We start from the raw sequence: 21,214 nt of genomic DNA, 5'->3' as shown, positions 1-21,214 counted from the left end.
GCCACCACGCGCCGGATCCGGCGCGTTCTACGGACCGGCCGGTGCCGGACGGGATCGTCCGCTCCTCCGTGCACTGCGGCGGAAGGGCACGGAGGAGGCGTGCCCTCCGGGGTCGGGACACCCGCCGGCGAGGTGCTCGCGGGCCAGCCGGCGCGGCGCCTTGGCCAGCCACGCCTCGGTGACCAGCTCGGCGAGCTCGCCGACGTCGATGGCGTCGAGCCGGACGAGGACCGCCGCGTAGCCGTCGAAGTGCGGCGTCGTCAGGTAGACGGCGGGGTCGTCGGCGACCAGCGCGTGCTTGACGCCCTCGTCGGCGACCGCGGCGCCGAGCACCGGGCCCACGGGTGCGGTGTCGCCGAGGTGCTCGAGGTCGGCGCGGCGCAGCGGCCGCTCCCACACGAACGTCCGGTCGCGGACCTTCCAGGCCGGGGAGCCCCGCGCGGTGCCCTCGGAGGTGCCGGGCAGCGCGAGGGCCAGGCGCCGCACGTCCGCCCAGGTGGCCACGGCAGGAGTCCCGGACCGACCCGCAGTCCTCACGGTCAGAGGACGGTCACCGACTTGGCGAGGTTGCGCGGCTTGTCCGCGTCCCGCCCGAGGACGACCGCGATGCAGCGAGCGAGGTGCTGGAGGGCGAGGACCGCCTCCAGGGGACCCCAGACGGGGGCCGGGCCGGACGGCAGCACCGGGAAGGTGTCCGTGCCGCCACTGCCGATCCGGATGATCCGGGCCCCGCGGGACGCGAGCTCGGCGGCCGCACCCGCCAGCCGGTCGACGTCCCCGCTCTCGATCAGGAGCACGGGGGTGCCTTCCTCGATCAGCGCGATGGGGCCGTGCTTGAACTCGCCGGCCGGCAGCGCCTCGGCGTTGCGGTAGGTGATCTCCTTGAGCTTCAGCGCTCCCTCGGCGGCGTAGGGGAGACCGGCGCCCCGGGAAACGAAGAAGAACGACCGCGCGTCCGCAAGTTCCTCGGCGAGGGCCGTCGCCACGGGGAAGGCAGTGCTATGTGCGGCTGCCAGCCGTCCGGGGAGCTGTCCGAGCCGCAGCCCCAGCCGGGCGACCTGCGCCTGGGGCATCGCCCGGGTGGCCGCGGCGTGGGAGAGCGCCAACGCCACACCTGCGACCACCTGGGAGGTGAAGGTCTTGGTCGCCGCGACGCCGATCTCGGGACCCGAGCAGGTCTCGAGGACCGCGGTGCTGCGGCGAGCCAGCGTGGAGCCGGGCCGATTGGTGATGGCCAGGACCGGGCCCCGGACGCCCTCGAGGGCGTGCAGAACGTCGGTGGTCTCTCCGGACTGGGAGATCGCCACGTGTAGGGTCCGCGGACCGGGACGGGTCACCACCTCGTCGAACTCCGACGCGATGACGATCTCGGTAGGACAGCCCGACAGCGCACCGAAGGTGCGAGCCGTCACCTGGGCCGCGTGGAGCGAGGACCCGCAGGCGACGAAGCGGAGCAGGCCGGGAGCGGGCAGGCCCAGGTCGTGCCACAGGGCGCCGTCGGCGACACCGGGCAGCACTCGCTCGAGCAGGTGGGACACCACCGACGGTTGCTCCGCGATCTCCTTCTCCATGAAGTCGTCGTAGGCGCCGCGCTCGACGTCCTCGGCGGTCCACTCGAGACGGACCGACGGGCGGGCGGGCTGCACCCGCGCCTCCGCGTCCAGCCAGGTGACCTCCTCGCCCAGGACGACGACGTCGCCGTCACACAGGACGCTCACCGACGAGACCGTTCCGACCAGCGCGGTCGCATCGCTTGCGGCGACGTGGCCCTCGGTCCCGGAGCCGACGACCAGCGGGGACCGATGGGAGGCCAGCACCACCTCGTCCGACCGGCCGGCGACCACCGCGAGGGCCCACGTCCCCCGCAGGGACCGGACGGCGGCAACCACGGCCTCCGGCAACGCCCCGCTGTCCGCCATGCCCTCTTCGACCAGGTGCGCCACGACCTCGCTGTCGACACCGGAGGAGAACACGTGACCACGGGCCTCGAGTTCCTCTCGCAGGCCCTGGGCGTTGTCGATGATGCCGTTGTGCACCACTGCCACTGCGCCGGTGCAGTCGGTGTGCGGATGGGCGTTCACCTCGGAGACGCCGCCGTGCGTCGCCCAGCGGGTGTGCCCGATGCCGGTCCCCAGGTCCGACGGTGGGCGCTCGGTCTGGAGCAGCCGGCCCAGGGTCGCCACCCGGCCGACCGTCCGGATGACCCGGATGTCGTCCTGACCGATGCCGGTCAGTGCGACGCCGGCTGAGTCGTAGCCGCGGTACTCGAGCCGTCGGAGACCGTCCGCCAGGTAGGCGGACGCGCTCCGGGGGCGACGACAGGCGACGATCCCGCACATGGTGGACCTCCGTCGATGCTGGCGGATCCGCGGACCGGCCAGCGACCCGCGGGATGGGAAGAGAGGCACGGCGCCTCCAGGGGACGCCGTCGACCACGTCGTGGAGGCACTCAGGCAGAGTTGCCGGAGGGCAGGACGGGGACACCGACCGCGGCCGGGACGCGGGAGCACTGCCTGACGGCACTACCCGGGCCGGGTGGTCGGGAGCACGGCGTGGCCCCTCGGCGAACGGTGCGCCCCTCTGCGCCCCCGCTCACGTCTGGAGTGTCGTTCGTCGTGGACCGGTCCGAGGTCTGGGGGTCCGCGCGGCGGGAAAGCTAGCAGCCCGGACCCTGCTGCGTAAGGGGCGTCGCCATGCCCCTTGCACCACATCCGTCGGGCCGTCTGAGTGACTCCAGGGGCACGGAGAGGCATGGAGCACGTTCCCGTGGCGCGAGTCGCCGGGGGCGTGCCCGGAGGTCTGGTCCCACGTGGCGTGGCTACGCGACAGTACGCGCCATGCGGGGAGAAGAGTTGGCGAACAGGCAGGACCGGACCAGCCGGCACGAGGGGCTGCGCCGTACCGAGAACCTGCTCCGGGCACTCGAGGAGGGGGTCCCTCCGATGCAGCGGATGCTGGACGAGGTCCGGAGAGAGGTCACCCGGCTGCTGGAGCAGGAGGCGGATGCCGCTCGCGACGAGGAGGTCGCCGCTCTGCGACGGGAGGTGGCACAGCTGCGGGAGGCCCTGGCGTCACGTGCGGTGATCGAACGGGCCAAGGGTTTCCTCATGCACGAGCGTGGCATCGACGAGGGACAGGCCTACGACCGCCTCAACGACCTGGCGCAGCGTCACCGCCGCAAGGTGCGGGACGTCGCCGCGGAGATCACCGCTCAACCGGTGGGGCAGCAGGTGGCCAGCGCCGCTGCCAGGACGAACGGGGTGGTGGTCACACCCAGCTGAGCGCCACGGGCCGTGCAGCGACCCCGCCCGTATGGGAGTCAGGTGGGCGGGACACCGCGGGCGACGATCCGTCGACACCCCGGTGTGGGGAGCGCCATCCCGCAGGCGGCCAGCCGCTCGCGGAGCCGGGCGGCCTCCTGGCGGCGCTGCTCGGCGCGGCGCCGCAGCACGGCCACCTGCCGGGGGTCGGTGGCCCGCTGGGCGCGCAGCTCCAGGACCGCGGCGGTCTCCAGGTGCAGCGCCATGCGGCGCAGCTCGCCGGACGTGTCCGCCGTCGTCGTCGGTACCCCAGGGCCGTGCCCCGATGAGGTCATGGCGATCATGGTGGAACGCATCCGTCCCGGCCGCACCCGGAACGGCGCGCCGCGATCGGGACCGTCCGGTTCCGGCGGGGTGAAAACGCTGCGGTTCCGTCGCCGCCTGGGTCGATACTGGCCCCGTGGGCGACCCGGTGCTGCACTACCTCGGTCACTCGACGGTCCGCGTGGACCTGGCCGGCAGCACGGTGCTCACCGATCCGCTGCTCACCCGCGCCGTCGGCCCGCTGCGGCGGGTGGCCGCACCGCCGCCCGGGTCGGCCTGGTCCGGGGTGGACCTCGTGCTGGTCAGCCACCTGCACGCCGACCACCTGCACCTGCCGTCGCTGCGGCTGCTCGGCGAGGGGGTCCGCGTCGTGGTGCCGCGGGGCGCCGGCGCGTGGCTGCGGTCGCGGGGCCTGCGGTGGGTCGACGAGCTGGCCCCGGGCGAGTCCCTGACCCACGACGGGCTGCGGGTCACCGCCGTCCCCGCGCGGCACAGCGGCCACCGCTGGGGCCCGCGGCTGACGCACGGGCCCGACACGCGGGCGGTCGGTCACCTCGTCGAGGGCGACGGGCAGACCGTCTACGCCCTCGGCGACACCGACCTGTTCCCGGGCATGGCGGACGTCGGCGGGCGCGGCGTCGACGTCGCGCTGGTGCCGGTGTGGGGCTGGGGCCCGACCCTCGGCCCCGGCCACCTCGATCCGCACAGGGCCGCCGAGGCGGTGGCCCGGGTGCGCCCGCGGGTCGCCGTCCCCGTGCACTGGGGCACCCTGGCCGTCCCCGGCGCGACGACGCTGCCCGGTTTGTCCCGCCGCTACCGGCGGCTGCTGGTCGAGCCGCCGCGCCGGTTCGCCGCCGCGGTCGCCGCCCGTGGCCTGGAGACCACGGTCGCGCTCACCGAACCGGGGCACCCGGTCGTCCTGCCCACCGCCGCGGAGACGCCGTGAGCGCCGCCGGGACGGTCGCGGCGAGCTGGACCGACGGCTCGTCCCTGGGCTACCCCGTCGTCTTCGGCGGCGTCCTGCTCGGCTCGGTCGTGCCGGTCGTCCCCACCGGGGCCGTCGTCGGCGCCGCGGCCGCGCTCGCCGTCAGCACCGGGCAGCTGGACATCGCGCTGGTGCTCCTGCTGGCCACGCTCGGCGCCTGGACCGGCGACGTCGCCACCTTCGCGGTGTGCCGCTGGGGCGGGCCTGCCGCGGTGCGGTGGGTGGCGCGCGGCCAGCACGCCGACCGCATCGAGGAGGTGCGCGGGCAGTTCCGCCGGCACGGCTGGCAGATCATCGTCGTCGGGCGGCTGCTGCCGGCCGGGCGCATCCCGGTCCTGCTCGCCGCCGGGGCGCTGATGTACCCGTGGCGGCGGCTGCTGCCGGCGTCGCTGCTGGCCGCGACGCTGTGGGCGGTCGCCTACGCGCTCATCGGCGTGGCCAGCGGCGGTGTCTTCGACAACCCGCTGCTCGCCACGCTGGTGGCCACGCTGCTCGTGCTGCTGGTGGGCGCCGTGCTCAACGTCGCCCAGTCGCGCCGGCGCAGGCACACGGCCGACGGGCCCGGCGCCCCGGCCGGCGACGGTCCCGCCGGGGACGAGGCCCCCGCCTCCGCCACCCCCTGCGGCCCCGCACCGTGAGCCGCGCGGCCGCCCGCGGCCCGGGCGCCGGCGGACGCATGCTCGGCCGCGGCCGGGCGCCGGCCCGCGTGCTGCTGACCTGGCTGCTCACCACCCTCGCCCTCGTCGCCCTCGACCGCTGGCTCGAGGGCTTCGAGATGCGCAGCTGGTGGCAGCCGCCGCTGGCCGCGCTGCTGCTCGGCGTGCTCGCCGGGGTGGTCTGGCCGCTGGTCATGCGGGTGGCGCTGCCGCTGGCGCTGTTCACCCTGGGGCTGGGCAGCTTCCTGCTGCTGGGCGCGGCGGTGCTGGCGGTCTCCTTCGCCATCCCCGGGGTCCGGGTGGCCGACCTGCGCACCGCCGTGCTCGTCGTCGTGGCGATGGCCGCGGTGACGGCGGTGGTCAACAGCGCGCTGGCGATCGACGAGGACGAGCTCTTCTTCCGCCGCGCCCGCCGCCGCGCCGCCGGGGCCGGGGCCGCCGCCCCGCTCCCGCCCGGTGTGCTGTTCCTGCAGATCGACGGCCTGGGCGTCGACACCGTCCGCCGCGCCGTCCGCGACGGGTCGATGCCCACCCTGGCCGCCTGGCTGCGCTCGGGCAGCCACGCCCTGACCGGCTGGCACACCGACTGGAGCTCGCAGACCGGCGCCGCGGTCTGCGGCATCCTGCACGGCTCCAACCACGACATCGTCGGCTTCCGGTACTACGAGAAGGACCGCGACCACGTCGTCCAGGTGTCGCACCCGGCCGACGCCGCGGAGGTGGAGCGGCAGCACTCCGACGGCCGCGGGCTGTTGGCCGGCGGTGGCGCCAGCCGCGGCAACCTGTTCAGCGGCGACGCGCCGTACGTGAGCCTGACCATGAGCTCGCTGCCGCTGGTCACCACACGACGGGCCGGACGGCGCCGGGAGCGGGTGGGCGCGGGCTACTACGCCTACTTCGCCAACCCGGTCAACGCCGTCCGCACGCTGGGCGTCTCGCTCGTCGACGTCTACCGGGAGCTCGCCGCCGCGGCCCGGCAGCGGCGCGCCGACGTCCGCCCGCGGGTGAGCCGGGGAGGCGTCTACCCGCTGGCCCGGCCGGGCACGACGGTCATCGCCCGCGACATCGTGGTGGCAGCGATCCTGGAGGACGTGCTGGCCGGGCGGCCGGTGGTGTACGCCGACTTCCTGGGCTACGACGAGGTCGCCCACCACAGCGGCGTCGAGCGCTTCGACACCCTGGAGGTGCTGCGCAGCATCGACCAGCAGATCGGCCGGCTGGCCCGCGCCGGCCAGCTCGCGCCCCGCGACTACCACCTGGTGCTGCTGTCCGACCACGGCCAGACCCAGGGCGAGGCCTTCGCGCAGCGGTTCGGGGAGACCATCGAGGCGTTCGTCGGCCGGCACTGCGGCGGGTCCCCCGCGCCCGGGCACCGCGGGACCGAGCCGCGGGACAGCCGCCGCGCCGCCGAGGGCTGGCAGGTCGCCTCCGCGCTCGCCGAGGCGGCGTCGGGACCGGGGTTCATCGCCCGGCGGCTGCGCGACCGGGTGGAGAGCGCCGGGGCCACCGAGCACCGGCACCGGACACCGTCGGGCCGGCCGGGGCAGGTCGCGCGGGTGGCACCCGGCGTGGTGGTCGTCGTCTCCGGCCACACCGCGGGGATCTCCTTGGCCGACCTGCCCGGCCGGGTGCCGCTGGAGGAGATCGAGCGGCACTGGCCGGACCTGCTGCCCGCGCTGGTCGACCACGCCGGCGTCGGGTTCCTGCTGGTGCACTCCACCGAGCACGGGCCGGTCGTGCTCGGCCGCGACGGCCTGCACCGGCTCGACACCGGCGTGGTGATCGGCGAGGACCCCCTGCTGCCCTACGGCGGGCACGCGCCGGCGCTGGTGGCGCGGGTCTCGGGGTTCCCGCACTGCCCCGACGTGGTGGTCAACAGCCGCTACGACCCCGACACCGACGAGGCCTCGCCGTTCGAGCCGCACGTGGGCTCGCACGGGGGGCTCGGCGGCCCGCAGCAGCACGGGTTCCTCGCCCACCCGCGGCGGCTGTCGGCCCCCGGCGAGATCGTCGGCGCCGAGCACCTGCACCGCGTGCTGCGCGGCTGGCTCACCGAGCTGGGCCACCCCGAGCCCGACGGCGCCGGTGCGCCCGTCGGCCCGCTGAGCCCCACGGCGCTGCGCGAGGGCGACCGCAGCCGCACCTGAGCCACCGGCCGCCGAACGCCGGGCGACGGGTGCGTGAACACGCGCGCCCCCCGTGGCGACCGCGCCGGGGGCTCCACGACAGTGGGCCGATGCGACCCGACGCCCGTGCCTGGTTCTCCGGCCGCACCTCCACCGTCCGCTCCCTCGCCGACGTCGACGCCGGTGGGCTGCTGCTGGCCAAGCGCCGCGGCGGGCACCGGGTCAGCGTGGTGCTGCCCGCACGCGACGAGGAGGCCACCGTCGGCGGGCTGGTCACCGACCTGGTCGACCGCTGGGTGCGGGCGCTGCCCCTGGTCGACGAGGTGCTCGTCGTCGACTCCGACTCCACCGACCGCACGGCGCAGGTGGCCCGCGCGGCCGGCGCCGAGGTCGTGGCCGCCGCCGACGTCCTGCCCGCCCACGGCGCCCGGCCGGGCAAGGGCGAGGCGCTGTGGAAGTCGCTGGCGGCCACCAGCGGCGACCTGCTCGTCTTCCTCGACGCCGACCTGCTCGGCGACGTGTCGCACTACGTGCCCGGGCTGCTGACCCCTCTGCTGACCGACCCCCAGGTCGGCTACGTCAAGGGCTGCTACACGCGGCCGCTGGAGCTCGACGGCCGCTCGACGCCCGCCGGCGGGGGCCGGGTCACCGAGCTCACCGCCCGGCCGCTGCTCAACGCGCTGTGGCCGGAGCTGGCCGGCGTGGTGCAGCCGCTGGGCGGGGAGTACGCCGGCCGCCGGGAGCTGCTCGAGCAGGTGCCCTTCGTCTCCGGCTACGGCGTGGAGGTCGGCCTGCTGGTCGACCTGCTCGGGCTGGTGGGCCTGGGCGGGCTCGCGCAGGTGGACCTGGGGGTGCGCCGGCACACCTCGCAGGACCAGGAGGCGCTGGGCCGGATGGCCGGGCAGGTCGTGTCGGCGGTGCTGTCCCGCACCGCGACCGGGTCCGCGGGCGCCGGCGGGCTGCTCACCCAGTTCCGCAGCGAGGGCGCCGGCTTCGTGCCGGTGAGCACGCCGGTGACGGTCGACGAGCGGCCGCCGATGGTCACCGTGCCCGAGTACGGGGCCGGCCGCGCCGGGGTGGTCTGAGACCCCGCCCGGGTCGGCCGGTGACCCGCGGCGCTCCCACCTGCGGGGACCGCCCCGACCGGCGGACGGCGACCGGGGGTGCCCCCGGGCGGGGTCTACGGCATCCTGTCGCGACGGGGGTCCCGTGCCGGCGAGGGAACCGGCACCCGACCGTGGGGAGAACGCCCATGCGGCCTGAGGTCCACCGCTGGCTGCGCCGGCGCACGTACACCGCGTCCAGCTGGACCGCGGCCGAGCTGGCCGACGCCAAGCGGGAACAGGGCACCACCGTCAGCGTCGTCCTCCCCGCACTGGACGAGGAGCCCACCGTCGGGGCGATCGTCGGCGCCATCCGCGAGGCGCTCGTCCGGGACGCGCCGCTGGTCGACGAGGTGGTCGTCGTCGACAGCGGATCGGCCGACCGCACCGCCGCCGTCGCCGCGGCCGCCGGGGCCCGGGTCGTCGACACCACCACGGTGCTGGCCGCCCACGGCCGGGTCCCGGGCAAGGGCGAGGCGCTGTGGAAGGGACTGCACGCCACCGACGGGGACCTGGTCGTCTTCGTCGACGCCGACCTGGTCGGCTTCGACCCGCAGTTCGTCGTCGGCCTGCTCGGCCCGCTGCTCACCGACCCGGCCATCGGGTACGTCAAGGCGCTCTACGACCGGCCGCTGTCCACCACCGAGGGCATCGTCCCCTCCGGCGGCGGACGGGTCACCGAGCTGCTCGCCCGGCCACTGCTCAACGCCTGGTGGCCGGAGCTCTCCGGCTTCGTCCAGCCGCTGTCCGGGGAGTACGCCGGGCGCCGCGGGCTGCTCGAGCGGGTGCCGTTCGTCTCCGGCTACGGCGTCGAGTTCGGCCTGCTGGTCGACCTCGCGGGGCTGGCCGGGGTCGACGCGCTGGCCCAGGTGGACCTCGGCACCCGTCACCACGGCCACCAGTCCGACGCGGCGCTGGGCCGCATGGCCGGGCAGATCCTGCAGACCGCGATGGCCCGCCGGCCCGGCGCCGGGAGCCCGGCCTCGGAGCTGCTGCAGTTCCTGCGCACTGCGGACGGCGTCGAGGCGGTGAGCTGGGACGTCGCGGTCACCGAGCGGCCACCGATGCGCACCGTACGCGCGGCCGCCGGCGGGCACGGGGGACGCCGGCCGTGAGGGTGCTGATGGACGCCGGCCCGTGGCTGCCGGTGCCGCCCGAGGGCTACGGCGGGCTGGAGAACGTCGTCGCCACGCTCACCACGGAGCTGCGCGCCCGCGGGCACACCGTGGTCCTCGCGGCGTCGGGTGACTCCCCGCTGCCCGTCGACGAGCTGGTCAGCGCGTTCCCCACCGGGCGGTTCGACCGGCTGGGCTCGCCCTACGCGCAGGTGGTCGGCACCGCACACGCCCACGCGCTGGTCGTGGCCGAGGCCCTCATGAGCGCCGCCGAGCCCTTCGACGTGGTGCACACCCACCTGGAGGTGGTGGGCCCGGCGCTGCTCGGCGCGCTCGGAGCGGCCGTGCCGCCGGTGCTGCACACGCTGCACTGGGACGTGCGCCGCAATGCCGACTTCTACGAGCGCTTCGACGGCCGCGGCCGGGTCTTCTTCGCCGGCGTGTCCGACAGCCAGGTGGCCCGCGGACCCGAGCGGATGCGCCGCCAGACGCTGGGCGCGGTGCCGCTGTCGGTGCCGGTGGACGGGCCGCCGCCGCTGCCCCGCGACCAGCGGGACGACGCCGTCCTCGTCCTGGCCCGCATCTGCGAGCTCAAGGGCACCGACACCGCGCTGCGGGCCGGCGCCGCCGCGGGCGTCCCGGTGGTCCTCGCCGGGCCGGTGGGCCCCTTCGCCGACCGGGCCGCCCTCGACGCCGCGCTGGCCACCCCCGGGCACCCCGGGGCGGGCCATCCCGACGTCGTGTGGTTCCGCGAGCACGTCGACCCCCTGCTCGACGGCGACCGCGCCCGCTGGGTGGGCAGCGTGGCCGGCGCGGAGAAGGCCGGCCTGCTCCGGCGCGCGCGGGCGCTGCTGTCGCCGGTGCGCTGGGACGAGCCGGGCGCGACGGCGGTGTGCGAGGCGCTGGCCGCCGGCACGCCGGTGGTCGCCACGGCCCGCGGCTGCCTGCCCGCCCTCGTCGACGACGGCCGCACCGGCTTCCTCGCCGACGACGAGGCGGGTCTGGCCGCGGCCCTGCGCCGGGTCGGCACCCTCGACCCGGAGGTCTGCGCCGCCGAGGGCCGCCGCCGCTTCGCCCCCGCGGTGATGGCCGCGGCCTACGAGCGGCTCTACGCCGAGGTGGTGCGGCGCGCCGCTCAGGCGTCGAGCCGCACCCGCGACCCGGTCCTGGCCGACTCGGCGACCGCCACGGCCACCCGGTGGGTGCGCAGCGCCTCGGCGTAGTCGACCAGGCCCTCGGCCCGGGTGCCGGAGACCAGCAGGTCCACGAAGGCCCGGTCGACGGCGGTGCGGGCGTCCACCGACGGCTCGCGGTGCTCGGCGCCCTCCGCCGTCGTCACGGTCAGCGACGTCTCGGTGAGCTCCACCGCCACGCCGGCGCAGGACAGCTCGAGCCCGGCGTGGGTCTTCGCCGGCTGGGCGCACGCGGCGGTCAGCGTGCCCACGGCGCCGGAGGCGAAGCGCAGCAGCGCCGCGGTGGCGTCGTCGACGTCCCGCGACGGGTCCGACGAGGGCGCCGTCACCGCCTCGACCTCGGTCACCTCGCCGGCGAGCACGCGGGCCAGGTCGAGCACGTGGGTGGCCTGCTCGACCACCTGCCCGCCCGACCGGTCGGCCCGCCGCCACCACGCCGGCGGCGGCACCTTGTCCAGCCAGGTCACCGAGACCAGCCGCGGCGGGTGCGCCGCGCAGAGCGCGCGGGCCGCGGCGACGGTGTCCAGGTGCCGCCAGTGGTAGCCGGTCGCCGTCGGTACGCCGGCCGCGGCGACGGCGGCGGCCACCTCCTCGGCGACGGCGAGCCCGGCACCCAGCGGCTTCTCCACGAACAGCGGCAGTCCGGCGCGGACCACCGCGAGCTCGAGCTCCCCGTGCGCGAAGGGCGGCACGCACAGCCAGACCGCGTCCGCGCCGGATCGCAGCAGCTCGTCGATGCCGAGGGCGGGCACGTCCAGCTCCGCGGCGAGCGCGGCCCCCGCGGACGGGACCGCGTCGGCCACCCCCACCAGCTCCACGCCGTCGAGTCCCGCCAGCGTGCGCCCGTGCCGCGCCCCCACCCCACCGGCCCCGACCAGGCCCGCCTTCAGCGTCATGCCGCGGAACTGCCCCGGTCCGGGCCCGGGGAACCACGGCCCCGTCTCCGGCTGATCTCGTTCCGCATCCCACGCTCGTGCGCCACCGCGTTGTTAGCCTGCCGACCGTGAGTGAGCAGTCCCGCCGGGCCCAGAAGAAGGCCCGGACGCACGCCCACGTCCGGGACAACGCGCAGCGCCTGTTCCACGAACGCGGCTTCGACGCGGTGACCATCGCCGACGTCGCCTCCGCCGCCGACGTGGCGGTGCAGACGGTGTTCAACCACTTCGCGACCAAGGAGGAGCTGTTCTGGTCGGGCCGGTCGCCGTGGGTCCCCGGCCCGGCGGAGGCCGTGCGGGGCCGCGCGCCCGGCGTGCCGCCACTGACCGCGCTGCGCGAGCACCTCACCGACGCGATGGGCCGCTTCGTCGAGCGCCTGGGCACGCCCGAGGGGCGGTGCACCGTCGGCGCGCTCGACCGGTCGACGACGCTGCAGGCGGCCGAGCGGGAGCTGCACCACGAGGCCGAGCGGCTGCTGCGTGTCGCCCTGGAGGAGGCGTGGACCGGCCCGGACGCCGAACGGCCCGCGCCCGCCGACCCCCGGCTGACCGCCGCGCTGGTGGCCGCCACGTGGCTGGCGACCACGCGGACGCTGGTCACCGCCCTGCGCGACCGGCTGCCCGCCCCCGAGGACGTCCCGGCGCTGGCCGCGCGGACCCGCGCGCTCACCGACCGGCTGCTCGCCCGCCTGCAGGACGACGCCGGTGCCGACCTCGGCGTCAGGCCCGGCGTCCTCCGGGACGACGAGGACCCCGGCGTCCTGCGCGCCGTCTGAGGGCGCGGCGCCGGGGTCGCGGGCCGCGGATCAGCGGGCGACGGGCTCCACGGCCGGCGCCACGATCGGCATCAGCACCTCGTCGACCACCTGCTCGACGTGCTCGGCCACCATGGCGCCGTCGCCGGCGACGGTGAGTCGCTGCCACCAGAAGGCCTCGAGCACCGAGCGCAGCAGGGCCAGCCGCTCGTCGGGCACCTCGTCACCTCGCTCCGCCCAGCGCGCGCCCATGACCTCGACCGCCGCGGTGAGCGGGTGGACGAGGGCGGCGTCGAGGCCGGCCCGCAGGTCCTCGTCGTGGCGGGCGGCGCCGACGAGGCTGGCCACGGCCCGCTCCTCGCGGGAGAGCGGGCGGCGCCAGGAGGCGACCAGCGCGACCAGGTCGGCGCGGGGCGAGCCCTCGTCGTCGGGCGGGGTGACCAGGCGGAAGCGACTGACCGCCGAGCGGGCCAGCGCGGACATCGAGGGCCAGCGCCGGTAGATGCCGGCCTTGCCCGCGCGTGCCCGGGCCGCGACCCGGTCGCTGTTGAGCCGGCCCCAGCCCTCCTCGGCGAGGATGTCGACGGCGACCGCGACCAGCTGCTCGGACAGCTCAGCGCTCAGCGGGCGCCCGGGCGTGCCGCTCACGAGCGGATCCGTTCGCACGTCATCAGGTTGTGCACAGCCTCATACTGACGAATGGATGGAGTGACCACAACGACCGAATTCCGGGGACCGCGGCGGTGACGGCCGAACACACAGGTCACGGCCCGATTCAGGCCCCGGCGGCGCTCTCGACGTGGACCTGCAGCGTCGCGCCGTCCTCGCTGACCCAGCCCCGGTCGCGGGCCTGCTCGACCATCCGGTCCCAGCGCTGCGCCCAGTCCGCGGCGTCGGCCTGCGACTCGGCGGCGGCGCGGAGCGCCGCGGCGTCGAGGGAGCCGGTCTCGGCGTCCTCCAGTCGGCCGAGGCCCGCGTCCCGCAGCGCCTGGTCGGCCTCCTCGTCGGTGACCTGGCCCAGCGCCAGGTGCAGCCGGCCGAGGTCGTCGACGTCGACGACCCGCACCTCGGGACGCTCGTCGGCGCCTCCCACCACCTCGACGATCACTGGTCCTCCTCGACTGGGTCAGACGTGCCAGGGGAACCGGGAGAAGTCGGGGTCGCGCTTCTCCAGGAAGGCGTCGCGGCCCTCGACGGCCTCCTCGGCCGCGTAGGCGAGCCGGGTCGTCTCCCCGGCGAAGAGCTGCTGGCCGACCAGCCCGTCGTCGACCAGGTTGAACGAGTACTTGAGCATCCGCTGCGCGGTCGGGCTCTTGGCCACGATCCGCCGCCCCCAGTCCAGCGCGGTCGCCTCGAGCTCGGCGTGCGGCACGACCCGGTTGACCATGCCCATGCGGTGCGCGTCCTCCGCCGAGTACTCCTCGCCGAGGAAGAACACCTCGCGGGCGAACTTCTGGCCCACCTGGCGGGCGAGGTAGGCCGAGCCGAAGCCGCCGTCGAAGCTGCCGACGTCGGCGTCGGTCTGCTTGAACCGCGCGTGCTCGGCGCTGGCCAGCGTCAGGTCGGAGACCACGTGCAGGCTGTGCCCGCCGCCGGCCGCCCAGCCGGGGACGACGCAGACGACGACCTTGGGCATGAACCGGATGAGCCGCTGGGCCTCGAGCACGTGCAGCCGGCCGCTGGTGCGCCCGAATTCGTGCTCGTAGCCGTGCCGGCCGCGCACCCGCTGGTCACCGCCCGAGCAGAACGCCCAGCCGCCGTCCCGGGGGCTGGGCCCGTTGCCGGTGAGCAGCACGCAGCCGACGTCGGTGGACAGCCGGGCGTGCTCGAGCGCGGTGATCAGCTCGTCGACCGTCTGCGGCCGGAACGCGTTGCGCACCTCGGGCCGGTCGAAGGCGATCCGGACGACGCCGGCGTCGACGGCCCGGTGGTAGGTGAGGTCGGCGAAGTCGAAGCCGTCGACCGGCCGCCACGCCCCGCTGTCGAAGATCTCCGAGACGTCGTCGCGGGCGCTCACCCGGAGAAGGTATCGAGTCCCGCCCGGCCGGGCGCGGCGGCCGCCGCGCGGCTAGCGTCGGACGCGTGCCCGACGGCGAGGCCCTGCGTGTGGGCACCCTCAACCTCGCCTCCGGCCGCGGTCCCGACGGCCGCGTGCTGACGGCGCCGCGCCTCGGCGCCGCCGTCGCCGACCTCCCCGTCGACGTGCTCGCCGTGCAGGAGGTCGACGCCTGCCAGCCCCGCTCGGGGGACACCGACCAGGCGGCGGCGCTCGCCGCGGCGCTGCACGCGGTCGACTGGCGGGCGGCGGCCACCCTCACCGGCACGCCGAGCCCGTTCCGCGGCACCTGGACCCCGGCCGACCCGGCGGGCCTGCGCGGGCCCGGGGACGCCGTCGCCACGCCGTCCTACGGCATCGCCCTGCTGTCCCGCCGCCCGGTGCGCCGCTGGGCGGTGCTGGGACTGGGCGCCGGGCGGGCGCGGCTGCCGCTGCGGGCACCCGACCCGGGCACCGGCCGGCTGCGGACGTGGTGGATCCCGGACGAGCCGCGCGTCGCCGTCGCCGCCTGCCTGGACGGGATGACCGTGGTGGCCACCCACCTGTCCTTCTCGCCGCCGACCGCCGTCCGCCAGCTGCGGCGGCTGCGCCGGTGGGCGGCGGCGCTTCCCGGCCCGGTCGTGCTGGCCGGCGACCTCAACCTGCCCGGGAACGTCCCGGCGCGGCTGCTGGGGGCGACCCGGCTGGTGCGGGAGCCGAGCTTCCCGGTGCACGCGCCGCGACTGCAGCTCGACCACCTGCTGGCGCTGGGCCGTGCCGCGACCGGCCGGGACGCCGTCGCCCGGGCGCTGCCGGTGGGTGACCACCGGGCGCTGACGGTGACCGTCGAGAGGGGTTAGGCGGCCGTCCCGTCGAGGAGCAGCGGCCGCAGCCGGTCCAGAGAGCCGGCGAGACCGGGGTGCAGCGTCACCTGGTGCAGGGCGGCCAGCGCCACCCAGGCCACGCCGGTGCTCTCGCCGTCGAGTCGCAGCCGGGACGGGTCGAGGTCGCCCACCGGGCGGGCGAGCACCGTCGTGTAGGCCCAGCCGCCGTGGTCGTCGACCGACCGGGCGCCGAGCACCAGGTCGCGCGCGGGCAGCCCGAGCTCCTCCTCGACCTCCCGCAGCGCGCCCTGCTCGGGGGTCTCGCCCAGGTGCAGCGCGCCGCCGGGCGTCCCCCAGGTGCCGCCGTGGTGCGACCACAGCGCGCGGTGCTGGAGCAGCAGCTCCGGGCCGGTGGCGCCGTCGCGGTGGACCAGCAGGCCCGCCGCGCCGGCGCGGCCCCAGTGACGGTGGCCGAGGGAGCAGGTGGTCCAGCCGTCGGTGGGGGTCAGCCCGCTGGTCACCACGCCCCCATTCCACCGCACCGGCCGGACCTCCGCCCCCGGTCAGTCCCAGCTCGGCGCCGCGATGCCCTGCGCCTCGGCCTCCAGCTGCCAGGCGCCCTTGCCGTCGATCGACTCGCGGATGACGTCGGCGTGCCCGGCGTGCCGCGCCTGCTCCTGGACCTGGTGCAGCAGCAGCCAGCGGACGGTGACCACGGTGCGCGGCGGCAGCCACCGCGCGACGTCCGCGCGGACCTCGACCCGGCGGTCGAGGTCGCGCTCGGCGCGCACGACCTCCTCGGTCTCCCGCGCCACCGCGGCCCAGCGGTCGAGCAGCACGTCGACGGTCTCGTCGGCGGCGACGGTGAACCCCGCCATCCACCCCGCCTGCGTGTCGGCCGCCATCCCGTGCGGACGGCGCCCGATCCGGCCGGCGACGGTGGCCCGCTCCCCCTGCGTCACGTGCTTGACGAGCGCCGACAGCGACAGCGCGCTGGCGCTGGGCGTGGCCCGGGCCTGCTCCTCGGTCAGCCCGTGGAGGGCGTTGCGGAGGGCGGTGCGCTGGTCGGCGAGCAGGGTCAGCAGCACGGTCGGCTCGTCGCGTGCGGACACGGGGCCTCCTCGGGACGCCGGTGCCGCCATCCTCCGCCGGACGGTCGGGACGGACCAGGACCGGAACCGGCGGCCGCCGCCCGGCTGGCCGCCGCCCGCCGCGCTGCCTAGCGTCGCCGTCGTGGAGCGCTGGGACGTCGTCGTGGTCGGGGGCGGCCCGGCGGGGGCGGCGGCCGCCCTGTCCGCCCTGGACACCGGCGCGTCGGTGCTCGTCCTCGACCGGGCGGACTTCCCCCGCGACAAGGTCTGCGGCGACGGCATCGCCCCCGAGGCGCTGGACGTGCTGGCCGGGCTGGGCGTCGACGCCGCCGCGCTGACCGCCGGATACGCACCCGCACCCCGGCTGGCGCTGCGCTCACCGGGCGGGGCCGCGGTCGAGCGGGCGACCGCCCGGCCGTCGTCGGTGGTGCCGCGCGAGGTGTTCGACGCCCGCCTGCTGGCCGCCGCGCTCGACCGGGGCGCGGTGTTCCGCCGGCACGCGGTCCGCGCGGTGGCGCCGACACCCGGCGGGGTCGTCGTCGACGGGGTGCTCACCGCCGGGGTGCTCGTCGGTGCCGACGGCGCGGAGTCGGTGGTGCGGCGGGCCCTGGGCCTGCGGCGCAACCGCGACGACCGGATGGCGGTGGCGCTGCGCGGGTACGCGCCGGAACCGCTCGGGCAGGCCGGCACCCAGGTGCTGGTGACCACCGAGCAGCGCTGGCCGGCCTACGCCTGGTCGTTCCCGCTGGGCGACGGGCGGGCCAACGTGGGCTACGGGGAGCTGGTGTCCGGCGGGGCCACCCGCGCGGCGCTGGTGGAGGGGCTGCACCGGCTGCTGCCGGGGGTCGAGCCGGAGAGGCTGCGGGCGCACCGGCTGCCGCTGTCGACCGGGCGGCCGCGCCAGCCCGACGGGCGGGTGCTGCTCACCGGGGACGCCGCGTCGCTGGTCAACCCGATGACCGGGGAGGGGATCTTCTACGCCGTCCTGTCCGGGGCGCTGGCCGGGCGCGCGGCGGCGGCCGGGGCGGGCGCGGGAGCGGCGCACCGGCGGGCGCTGCGCCGCCGGCTGGGCGCCCACCACCGGTCGGCGTCGGCGGCGTCCTGGATCAGCCGCTGGCCGGTGGTGATGGACGCCGCCTTCCGCGCGGCCGCGGCCGACCAGCGGGTGTTCGACGACGTGGTGGCGCTCGGGCTCGCCGACGGCCGGCTCACCGCCCGCACGCTCACCGCCGCGGCCCGCCACCTCCGCTGACCAGGTGCCTCTGCCGACGAGGTGCCTTTATCGCGATATTGGCCGGTCCGTCAGGCCGTGGCGACCTCGACCCGGCCGCGGCCGCCGCGCTTGGCGCGGTAGAGGGCCCGGTCGGCGGCGGCGTAGAACTCGCGCCGGCCCAGCGCGCCGCGGGAGTGCGCCACCCCGACGCTCACCGACATCGCCAGCAGGCTGCCGTCGGGCAGCGTGAGCGGGGTGGACAGGACCGACTCGAGCACCGACTCGGCGCGGGCCACTGCGACCTCGGAGCTGCAGCCGGGCAGGAGCACGGCGAGCTCGTCGCCGCCGAGGCGGGACAGCACGGCGTCGCCGGCGCGGATCTGCCCCCGGACGATGCCGGCGAGGTGCACCAGCGCGTCGTCGCCGACGGGGTGGCCGTGCTCGTCGTTGATCTGCTTGAAGGAGTCGACGTCGAGCAGCAGCAGGGCCGTGCCGTCGGTCCCGGAGCCGGCCAGGGCCACGGTCAGGGCGTCGTCGAGGACGCGGCGGTTGACCAGGCCGGTGAGGGTGTCCACGGTGGCCTGCTGCTCGAGCGCCCGGACCAGCCGCTCCTGCACCGCGCAGGAGCGCTCGAGCATCGACGCGACGACGGTGAGCACGACCCCGGTGATGAGGACGTCGCTGACGCCGACCTCGAGGGAGACCAGCATCGGGACGACGACGGCGTTGGCGGCCACGGCGGTCGCCGTCACGAGGGCGACCGCGGTGCGGCGCAGGTGCGACGCCGCCCAGAGCACGGGGAATGCGAGGAACGCCTGGGCGCCGGCCGAGGAGTCCTGGGTGAGCAGGTTGAGGCCGCAGACCAGGAGTGCGCCGGCGACCCCGGCCCCGACCAGGACCCCGCCGCGGTCGAGCCGCTCGGCGTCGGTGGACCCGACGACGAGGGCCAGGACCACGAGGAGGGTGACCCCCGCCCAGGAGGCGCCCACGGTGAACGCCGTCGCCGCGTTGGTGCCGAAGGTGCTGACCACGGCGAGGACGGCGGCGGAGACGCCGAGCATGAGCACGAGGGACCGCGCAGCCGCCCCCGGCTGCCGCGCTCTCAGTCCCGGGGGAACGGCCACACCCGCTGCATCGGCGGCAACGGGGGGTTGCCCTGAGCCGACCCACCCGAAGGGGGCGGAAGACGGCCGTCCGACCTGGACGAGGTGCCGTCCGGCCTCCCCGGACACCGTGCACGACGGCTCCCCGGTGTATCGGGACCACGGCCCATCGCCTCTGTCCCCCAGGGAGGTCCCAGGGCTAGGGAGGTCACCATGTCCGCCAGGCGGGGTGCAGTCGTGGTCTCGGTGGTCGTCCTGAGCACCGTCCTCTCGTCGTGCGGCGGCACCGATCCCGCGAGCAGCTCGGCCGACGCGTCGGTGAGCGCTCCGCAGGCGGACGCAGCCCCCACGCCGCCGGGTCAGGACGACACGGGCGACGGCGACGGCGACCCGGCCGGCGACGGGAACGGGTCCCCCGTCGACCCGGGCCCGGGAGCCCCTGCCGGCGACCCGCCCGGCACCGGGCCGGCCGACGGCGGAGACGGCAACGGACCGAGCGGCGACGACGACCCCAGCACCGACGACCCGGCACCGCAACCCGACCCGGGCACCGATGCGCCGGCACCGCAACCCGACCCGGGCACCGACGACCCCGCACCGCAACCCGACCCGGGCACCGATGAGCCGGCACCGCAACCCGACCCCGGCACCGACGCCCCGGCACCCCAGCCGGCCCCCGGCACCGACGCCCCGGCACCCCAGCCGGCCCCCGGCACCGACGCCCCGGCACCCCAGCCCGACCCCGGCACCACCGCGCCCCAGCCCGACCCCGGCACCGCGCGGCCCGGGGGCGAACCCGGTACCGGCTCGAGCGCCGCTCCCCGCCCAGGCGGAGCCCCGCCGGACGCGGACATCATCGACCGGCTGGGCGCCTTCTTCACCTTCGACCAGTTCAGGGAGGCACAGCTCGCCGAGTGCGGCGAGTACCCGGACTGTGTCGACGTGCAGATCGACACCGCGGGGTCCGCGCCGGGGGCGAACGGCGGGTGGTGTGCGGTGGCGACGACCCCGCCACCGGGAGAGGGGGCGCTGAGCGCCCTCGTCGAGAGCAGCCCTCCCGGCGAGGCCGTCATCCTCGTGGCGGTGGTCGATCCGGGGGTCGACGAGACGGGCGCGCCGGCGGAGTGCGACGGCACCCAGGCATCCGGATCCTGACCAGCGGAGCACCCGCACCCGCGCGGAAGGCGGTGGGATGAGCCGCCCATCGAGGCAGGGGACCGCGCCGCGCCGCCGCTCGGCCGGCTCTCCGGAGGGCAGCGGCGACGGCGTCCGGCGTCCCGAGCGAGGGGCCGGCACCCGTCCCCGTCGGATCCGCACACGCCGGCCGGGACCCCCGGGGGCGGACGCGGAACCGACGACGGACCTGGCCACGGGCCTGCCGAAGGTGCTGAGCGTGTTCAGCACGGTGGTCGCCCCCACGACGTTGCTGACGGCGCTGCTGCTCTACTTCGGCCGGATGCACGCCACCGGTCTCTTCCGGTACCTCGGCGTGCAGTACACGGTGCTCGACCTGTCGGCCCAGGACTACCTGGTGCGCAGCGCCGACGGGATGATCCCGCCGCTGGTGGTGGTCGCCGGCGCCACCGTCGTCGCGCTGTGGGCACACCAGCTGCTGGTCGGCACGGTGCCGGACGGGGTGCGCAGCCGGCTCCTCTCGGTGCTCGCCCCGCTCTGCGCGGTCACCGGGCTGGTGCTGGTCGGGCTCGCCGTCACCGACACCGTCCGGAACGGCGCGGTCTTCACCACCTTCCCGGAGGCCCGTGGCCTCGGGCTGTCGATCGGCGCGCTGCTCCTCGCCTACGCGGCTCACCTCGTCCGCTCCTTGCTGGCCGGGGCCGCGGGGAAGCGGGGACCGTGGTTCCCCGGACCCGCCGCGACGATGACGGAGTGGGCGGCCGTGTTCGTCCTGGTGAGCATCGGGCTGTTCTGGGCGGTCGGTACGTACGCCGTCGGCGTCGGGGAGAGCCGCGGCCGGCAGCTCGGCGCCGCTCCGCCCGGCCTCTACGCCGTCACGCTGTACAGCGAGAAGAGCCTCAGCCTGACGGCCCCCGGGGTGACCGAGACCCCGTGCCAGGACGCCGACGCCGCCTACCGCTGGCGGTACGACGGTCTGCGCATGGTGGTGCAGTCCGGCGGTCAGTACCTGCTCCTGCCGTCCGGCTGGAGCCGGGAGGACGGAGCCGCCCTGCTCATCACGCGCGGCAGCGGCGTCCGGCTGGAGTTCGGCAACGGCGCGCGGCCTGCGGTCGCCTGCTGAGCGACCGACTCCCCTGTCCCTGCGCCGCTCCAGCCGCGTGGGTGGAACGGGGACCTGGAGACACCCGGCACCCGGACGGATGGCCAGATCGGTGCGGAGGGCGTGGGATTCGAACCCACGATGGGTGTGACCCCATAGCGGTTTTCAAGACCGCCGCCATCGGCCGCTAGGCGAGCCCTCCTCCGAGCCCACCACCGGCGCAGAGCCCCGCGCGACGGGAGTTCGGTGCGCCGACGCTA

General features: G+C 76.6%; 22 protein-coding genes and 1 tRNA gene. 12 read left to right on the top strand and 11 right to left on the bottom strand.

Annotated elements, in window-relative coordinates:
* Positions 1-27: 27 nt before the first annotated feature.
* Both ACI79O_RS16580 and glmS read right to left on the bottom strand, forming a co-directional pair.
* The gene (locus tag ACI79O_RS16580; RefSeq protein ID WP_456914681.1) at positions 28-504 is read right to left on the bottom strand and encodes an MmcQ/YjbR family DNA-binding protein; all 477 of its coding nucleotides are present in this window, start codon (positions 502-504) and stop codon (positions 28-30) included.
* 35 nt (positions 505-539) lie between these two features.
* Positions 540-2,339, bottom strand: coding sequence for a glutamine--fructose-6-phosphate transaminase (isomerizing) (glmS, locus tag ACI79O_RS16575; RefSeq protein WP_456914680.1), 1,800 nt, complete (start codon positions 2,337-2,339; stop codon positions 540-542).
* A 603-nt stretch (positions 2,340-2,942) separates the two neighbouring features.
* Here glmS and ACI79O_RS16570 point away from each other — a divergent pair.
* Complete coding sequence (locus ACI79O_RS16570) at positions 2,943-3,281, top strand: ANTAR domain-containing response regulator (RefSeq protein ID WP_456891025.1); 339 nt, start codon at positions 2,943-2,945, stop codon at positions 3,279-3,281.
* 38 nt (positions 3,282-3,319) lie between these two features.
* Here the strand turns inward: ACI79O_RS16570 and ACI79O_RS16565 are convergent, their stop codons facing one another.
* On the bottom strand, positions 3,320-3,595 hold the full coding sequence (locus tag ACI79O_RS16565) for a hypothetical protein (RefSeq protein WP_456914679.1): 276 nt from the start codon (positions 3,593-3,595) through the stop codon (positions 3,320-3,322).
* A 125-nt stretch (positions 3,596-3,720) separates the two neighbouring features.
* On the opposite strand from ACI79O_RS16565, the gene ACI79O_RS16560 reads away from it, so the two are divergent.
* The 6 genes from ACI79O_RS16560 to ACI79O_RS16535 all read left to right on the top strand — a co-directional run bounded on the left by ACI79O_RS16560 (position 3,721) and on the right by ACI79O_RS16535 (position 10,792).
* The gene (locus ACI79O_RS16560) at positions 3,721-4,530 is read left to right on the top strand and encodes an MBL fold metallo-hydrolase (protein ID WP_456891021.1); all 810 of its coding nucleotides are present in this window, start codon (positions 3,721-3,723) and stop codon (positions 4,528-4,530) included.
* On the top strand, positions 4,527-5,207 hold the full coding sequence (locus ACI79O_RS16555; RefSeq protein ID WP_456891019.1) for a DedA family protein: 681 nt from the start codon (positions 4,527-4,529) through the stop codon (positions 5,205-5,207). The genes ACI79O_RS16560 and ACI79O_RS16555 overlap by 4 nt, the downstream gene beginning before the upstream one ends.
* Positions 5,204-7,372: a phage holin family protein gene (locus ACI79O_RS16550; RefSeq protein ID WP_456914678.1), complete on the top strand. Its 2,169-nt coding sequence runs from the start codon at positions 5,204-5,206 to the stop codon at positions 7,370-7,372. The genes ACI79O_RS16555 and ACI79O_RS16550 overlap by 4 nt, the downstream gene beginning before the upstream one ends.
* An 89-nt stretch (positions 7,373-7,461) precedes the next feature.
* Entirely contained in the window at positions 7,462-8,436 is a 975-nt protein-coding gene (locus ACI79O_RS16545; RefSeq protein ID WP_456891015.1) for a glucosyl-3-phosphoglycerate synthase, read from the top strand.
* A 167-nt stretch (positions 8,437-8,603) separates the two neighbouring features.
* On the top strand, positions 8,604-9,569 hold the full coding sequence (locus ACI79O_RS16540; protein WP_456891013.1) for a glucosyl-3-phosphoglycerate synthase: 966 nt from the start codon (positions 8,604-8,606) through the stop codon (positions 9,567-9,569).
* Positions 9,566-10,792: a glycosyltransferase gene (locus tag ACI79O_RS16535; protein WP_456914677.1), complete on the top strand. Its 1,227-nt coding sequence runs from the start codon at positions 9,566-9,568 to the stop codon at positions 10,790-10,792. The genes ACI79O_RS16540 and ACI79O_RS16535 overlap by 4 nt, the downstream gene beginning before the upstream one ends.
* On the opposite strand, the gene ACI79O_RS16530 is transcribed toward ACI79O_RS16535, so the two are convergent.
* Complete coding sequence (locus ACI79O_RS16530) at positions 10,705-11,658, bottom strand: Gfo/Idh/MocA family protein (protein WP_456891009.1); 954 nt, start codon at positions 11,656-11,658, stop codon at positions 10,705-10,707. The genes ACI79O_RS16535 and ACI79O_RS16530 overlap by 88 nt on opposite strands.
* Before the next feature lie 107 nt (positions 11,659-11,765).
* Here ACI79O_RS16530 and ACI79O_RS16525 point away from each other — a divergent pair, with 107 nt between their 5' ends.
* On the top strand, positions 11,766-12,473 hold the full coding sequence (locus ACI79O_RS16525; RefSeq protein WP_456914676.1) for a TetR/AcrR family transcriptional regulator: 708 nt from the start codon (positions 11,766-11,768) through the stop codon (positions 12,471-12,473).
* Positions 12,474-12,503: 30 nt separating this feature from the next.
* Here the strand turns inward: ACI79O_RS16525 and ACI79O_RS16520 are convergent, their stop codons facing one another.
* From ACI79O_RS16520 to ACI79O_RS16510, 3 genes are all read right to left on the bottom strand, one after another.
* Positions 12,504-13,100, bottom strand: a complete 597-nt coding sequence (locus tag ACI79O_RS16520) for a TetR-like C-terminal domain-containing protein (RefSeq protein ID WP_456876446.1) — start codon at positions 13,098-13,100, stop codon at positions 12,504-12,506.
* A 127-nt stretch (positions 13,101-13,227) separates the two neighbouring features.
* Positions 13,228-13,560 (bottom strand): hypothetical protein, encoded by a 333-nt coding sequence (locus tag ACI79O_RS16515; protein ID WP_456891005.1) that lies wholly within the window; start codon positions 13,558-13,560, stop codon positions 13,228-13,230.
* A gap of 18 nt (positions 13,561-13,578) precedes the next feature.
* Positions 13,579-14,469, bottom strand: coding sequence for a 1,4-dihydroxy-2-naphthoyl-CoA synthase (locus ACI79O_RS16510; protein WP_456914675.1), 891 nt, complete (start codon positions 14,467-14,469; stop codon positions 13,579-13,581).
* A gap of 65 nt (positions 14,470-14,534) precedes the next feature.
* On the opposite strand from ACI79O_RS16510, the gene ACI79O_RS16505 reads away from it, so the two are divergent.
* Positions 14,535-15,347 carry an endonuclease/exonuclease/phosphatase family protein gene (locus ACI79O_RS16505; RefSeq protein WP_456914674.1) on the top strand — a complete coding sequence of 271 codons (813 nt, stop codon included), beginning with the start codon at positions 14,535-14,537 and terminating at the stop codon, positions 15,345-15,347.
* Here ACI79O_RS16505 and ACI79O_RS16500 read toward each other — a convergent pair.
* Positions 15,344-15,853 (bottom strand): NUDIX domain-containing protein, encoded by a 510-nt coding sequence (locus ACI79O_RS16500; RefSeq protein WP_456891000.1) that lies wholly within the window; start codon positions 15,851-15,853, stop codon positions 15,344-15,346. The two genes, ACI79O_RS16505 and ACI79O_RS16500, sit on opposite strands and share 4 nt — an antisense overlap.
* A 21-nt stretch (positions 15,854-15,874) precedes the next feature.
* Positions 15,875-16,423 (bottom strand): mycothiol transferase, encoded by a 549-nt coding sequence (locus tag ACI79O_RS16495; RefSeq protein WP_456890997.1) that lies wholly within the window; start codon positions 16,421-16,423, stop codon positions 15,875-15,877.
* 121 nt (positions 16,424-16,544) lie between these two features.
* Here ACI79O_RS16495 and ACI79O_RS16490 point away from each other — a divergent pair, with 121 nt between their 5' ends.
* Complete coding sequence (locus ACI79O_RS16490; RefSeq protein ID WP_456914673.1) at positions 16,545-17,654, top strand: NAD(P)/FAD-dependent oxidoreductase; 1,110 nt, start codon at positions 16,545-16,547, stop codon at positions 17,652-17,654.
* Positions 17,655-17,704: 50 nt separating this feature from the next.
* Here the strand turns inward: ACI79O_RS16490 and ACI79O_RS16485 are convergent, their stop codons facing one another.
* Positions 17,705-18,676: a GGDEF domain-containing protein gene (locus ACI79O_RS16485; RefSeq protein ID WP_456914672.1), complete on the bottom strand. Its 972-nt coding sequence runs from the start codon at positions 18,674-18,676 to the stop codon at positions 17,705-17,707.
* Positions 18,677-18,931: 255 nt separating this feature from the next.
* On the opposite strand from ACI79O_RS16485, the gene ACI79O_RS16480 reads away from it, so the two are divergent.
* On the top strand, positions 18,932-19,873 hold the full coding sequence (locus ACI79O_RS16480) for a hypothetical protein (protein WP_456914671.1): 942 nt from the start codon (positions 18,932-18,934) through the stop codon (positions 19,871-19,873).
* 238 nt (positions 19,874-20,111) lie between these two features.
* Positions 20,112-20,975, top strand: coding sequence for a hypothetical protein (locus ACI79O_RS16475; RefSeq protein ID WP_456914670.1), 864 nt, complete (start codon positions 20,112-20,114; stop codon positions 20,973-20,975).
* 94 nt (positions 20,976-21,069) lie between these two features.
* Here ACI79O_RS16475 and ACI79O_RS16470 read toward each other — a convergent pair.
* Positions 21,070-21,156 (bottom strand) — tRNA-Ser (locus ACI79O_RS16470).
* Between the last annotated feature and the right edge of the window lie 58 nt (positions 21,157-21,214).

Source organism: Geodermatophilus sp. SYSU D00696, from assembly GCF_054050235.1.
The sequence above is the reverse complement of the archived record's forward strand: the minus strand, read 5'-3'. Positions and strand labels throughout refer to the sequence as shown.